The sequence below is a fragment of the Lysinibacillus sp. DFXJR4 genome, assembly GCF_057196045.1.
Genome location: NZ_JBXUNW010000034.1, coordinates 1 through 2,876, shown reverse-complemented (window position 1 = coordinate 2,876; position 2,876 = coordinate 1). Strand labels below are relative to the sequence as shown.

Below are 2,876 nucleotides of genomic sequence, written 5' to 3'. Positions count from 1 at the left end.
TGGGGTATAGCCAAGCGGTAAGGCAACGGATTTTGATTCCGTCATGCCTAGGTTCGAATCCTAGTACCCCAGCCATTCATTTTTTAGTTTGAGCCATTAGCTCAGTTGGTAGAGCATCTGACTTTTAATCAGAGGGTCGAAGGTTCGAGTCCTTCATGGCTCATCATTTTTATCTTCATTCTTTCAGTGGTTGTCCAAACACCTACTGAATGAAGATAAAGCCTCCGGCGGATGTCACGGATTTTCAAGGGAATGAACAAAAGGATGTTACCCTAAAATCTTCGCATCCTGCGAAAACGGCTAACTGACCTGCATCGTGCAGGCCTAGGCACAATTCAAAATCCGGACGCAATAATTACGCCAAGGCGAAATTGATAGATACATATGCGCCCGTAGCTCAATTGGATAGAGCGTCTGACTACGGATCAGAAGGTTATGGGTTCGACTCCTGTCGGGCGCGCCATAGTATGTTTTCGGAATGTAGCTCAGCTTGGTAGAGCACTTGGTTTGGGACCAAGGGGTCGTAGGTTCGAATCCTGTCATTCCGACCATCTTTATTTTATTTGGGGCCTTAGCTCAGCTGGGAGAGCGCCTGCCTTGCACGCAGGAGGTCAGCGGTTCGATCCCGCTAGGCTCCACCATTTCAATATTTTTGGAGGTATACCCAAGTCTGGCTGAAGGGATCGGTCTTGAAAACCGACAGGCGGGTAACACCGCGCGGGGGTTCGAATCCCTCTACCTCCTCCATTTCGGGTCAGTAGCTCAGTTGGTAGAGCATTAGATTGAAGCTCTAAGTGTCGGCGGTTCGATTCCGTCCTGACCCACCATTATTTGCGGGTGTAGTTTAATGGTAAAACCTCAGCCTTCCAAGCTGATGTCGTGAGTTCGATTCTCATCACCCGCTCCAAAATGGGCCTATAGCTCAGCTGGTTAGAGCGCACGCCTGATAAGCGTGAGGTCGATGGTTCGAGTCCATTTAGGCCCATCATTATTCCGAAGTAGCTCAGTTGGTAGTAGCACCTGACTGTTAATCAGGTTGTCGCAGGTTCGAGTCCTGCCTTCGGAGCCACGGCCCGTTGGTCAAGTGGTTAAGACACCGCCCTTTCACGGCGGTAACACGGGTTCGAATCCCGTACGGGTCATCAAGCATGTAGCACAGTTGTGTGTTACATGCTTTTTTCTTTATGTATGTCAATCAAATTGCCTTATAAAATAGTGAAATTATAAGCCAAAAATTATAATACCATCCTAAATGAAACCATGGTCATTTGAGAGGAATTATCATAGTGCATTAGAAAGTATGATCCTGCACTAGATAGAGCCAATTAATGAATCTATAGACTGTTCAAAGTCAGAGGTAAATAATTTTAAGTTTATAAAGAACTCACTGGTGTGGGTTATTTAAGCCTTGATACACAAGGTGAAGACTTACAAATTTAAATAATATAAATAAATGACCGGTACTCACTTTAAATGAGTAACAGGTCATTTTTGCTTACATTAACAATACATATTTCTTTGTCTATCTATTTAACATAATCAGATACTAAGAGAGCACCTAAATGATTTGGTTTCTATACATTACTTTATTTACATGATGTCTTACGGTCTTATGACCAGCTTTAATACCTTTACCAATAGCTATAAGCATAACATCTAAATACCTTTCGGAAATATTTAAGATTTCTTTTAATTTCCTAGAATCATAACCTGACATTGTGATTGTCTCAAAACCAGCTTCATTTGCTAACAAAATTAATGACATTGAAGCAAGACTTACATCTCTAGTTAACTCTAGTTTTAGATCTTCCTTAGATTTATTTTCATAATAATTTATTGCAGCATTCGCTAGATAATCTCTTAGTGATTCATCAAAAAAACCAGCCTGAAAGCCTTCTTCATGTATATTTATAATATTTTCTTTATCAAATGCCTGATAATCTCCCAACATAACAATTAATGTTGAAGCCTCTATCACTTGTTGCTGATTAAAAGCTATAGGTAGTAATAAATTTCTTAAGTCTGGCTCATCAATAATTAAGTAACGAGTAGATTGTATATTATTACCATTAGGTGACTTACTTGCACTTTCAACTAATGAGGTTAGAATTTCTGAACTAATTTTATAACTTGGATCATAATGTCTAACTGAACGTCTTTTTTCTAAAATATTTTTTACACTCATGCTATCAACTCCGAAATTTTTATTATGTTGCAGCTTTAATTATAGTAAGCAATAATAAATAAGAAAATAACGCACAAAAAAGTGGTATAGCCACTTTAAAGTGCCTTTTTAGGAGTTAGGAGGAAACAGATGGTTAACTATAATACTGGAATCAACATTTTCATGAACATTGCAGGTGGGAAATGGAAATGCTTAATACTCTTTTTCTTGAGCCAAAAATCAGTAAGGACAAAGGAGTTTTATGAATTAATACCTGGAATTACACAAAAGGTCTTAACAGATCAATTGAAACAGTTAGAAAGAGATGGACTTGTACGAAGAGAACTATTTAAAGAAGTACCACCAAAAGTAGAATACAGCTTAACTGATTTAGGAAAATCATTTGTACCAGTATTAAACACAATGTGTGAATGGGGTAATAATTATGCATTTATAAAAGGTATAGAGAAAGATCAGCAAATTTATTGTGATACGTTCCCCAGTTCCCAAAACGAAAAGAAATTGTAATAGTCATTGCCACTTGTTCCTTATTTGACTTGTCTTCTATTGTTTCAAACCATACAGGAATGCTGAGGATAGCATATTTTCGGAGATAGTTTTTTTACATATTGTCTCACTAACGTCGCATGAATTTTAATTGAATTTTCTGTTTTCTAATTTTTTCGTTTTTGAAGAAAATGAAAGACGCTTA

At 38.1% G+C, this 2,876-nt stretch carries 2 protein-coding genes and 11 tRNA genes; 12 read left to right on the top strand and 1 reads right to left on the bottom strand.

Annotated elements, in window-relative coordinates; all coding sequences use genetic code 11:
• From AC2CGN_RS25375 to AC2CGN_RS25325, 11 genes are all read left to right on the top strand, one after another.
• Window positions 1–75 (top strand) — tRNA-Gln (locus AC2CGN_RS25375).
• A gap of 15 nt (window positions 76–90) precedes the next feature.
• Window positions 91–163: transfer RNA gene (locus AC2CGN_RS25370), tRNA-Lys, on the top strand.
• Window positions 164–386: 223 nt separating this feature from the next.
• Window positions 387–463, top strand: a tRNA-Arg gene (locus AC2CGN_RS25365).
• An 11-nt stretch (window positions 464–474) separates the two neighbouring features.
• A tRNA-Pro gene (locus AC2CGN_RS25360) sits at window positions 475–551 on the top strand.
• 14 nt (window positions 552–565) lie between these two features.
• Window positions 566–641: transfer RNA gene (locus AC2CGN_RS25355), tRNA-Ala, on the top strand.
• A 13-nt stretch (window positions 642–654) separates the two neighbouring features.
• Window positions 655–747 (top strand) — tRNA-Ser (locus tag AC2CGN_RS25350).
• 4 nt (window positions 748–751) lie between these two features.
• Window positions 752–827, top strand: a tRNA-Phe gene (locus tag AC2CGN_RS25345).
• 6 nt (window positions 828–833) lie between these two features.
• Window positions 834–907 (top strand) — tRNA-Gly (locus AC2CGN_RS25340).
• Between the two features lie 4 nt (window positions 908–911).
• Window positions 912–985 (top strand) — tRNA-Ile (locus AC2CGN_RS25335).
• Between the two features lie 7 nt (window positions 986–992).
• Window positions 993–1,069 (top strand) — tRNA-Asn (locus AC2CGN_RS25330).
• 1 nt (window position 1,070) lies between these two features.
• A tRNA-Glu gene (locus AC2CGN_RS25325) sits at window positions 1,071–1,142 on the top strand.
• Between the two features lie 416 nt (window positions 1,143–1,558).
• Here the strand turns inward: AC2CGN_RS25325 and AC2CGN_RS25320 are convergent.
• Entirely contained in the window at window positions 1,559–2,185 is a 627-nt protein-coding gene (locus AC2CGN_RS25320; RefSeq protein WP_484516963.1) for a nitroreductase family protein, read from the bottom strand.
• Between the two features lie 129 nt (window positions 2,186–2,314).
• On the opposite strand from AC2CGN_RS25320, the gene AC2CGN_RS25315 reads away from it, so the two are divergent.
• Complete coding sequence (locus AC2CGN_RS25315; protein ID WP_484516961.1) at window positions 2,315–2,692, top strand: winged helix-turn-helix transcriptional regulator; 378 nt, start codon at window positions 2,315–2,317, stop codon at window positions 2,690–2,692.
• The last annotated feature ends 184 nt before the right edge of the window (window positions 2,693–2,876 follow it).

What these genes read in the sequence shown, in the direction of transcription:
- AC2CGN_RS25320 (WP_484516963.1), bottom strand. Translation starts at nt 2,185, where the DNA reads ATGAGTGTAAAAAATATTTTAGAAAAAAGACGTTCAGTTAGACATTAT.
- AC2CGN_RS25315 (WP_484516961.1), top strand. Translation starts at nt 2,315, where the DNA reads ATGGTTAACTATAATACTGGAATCAACATTTTCATGAACATTGCAGGT.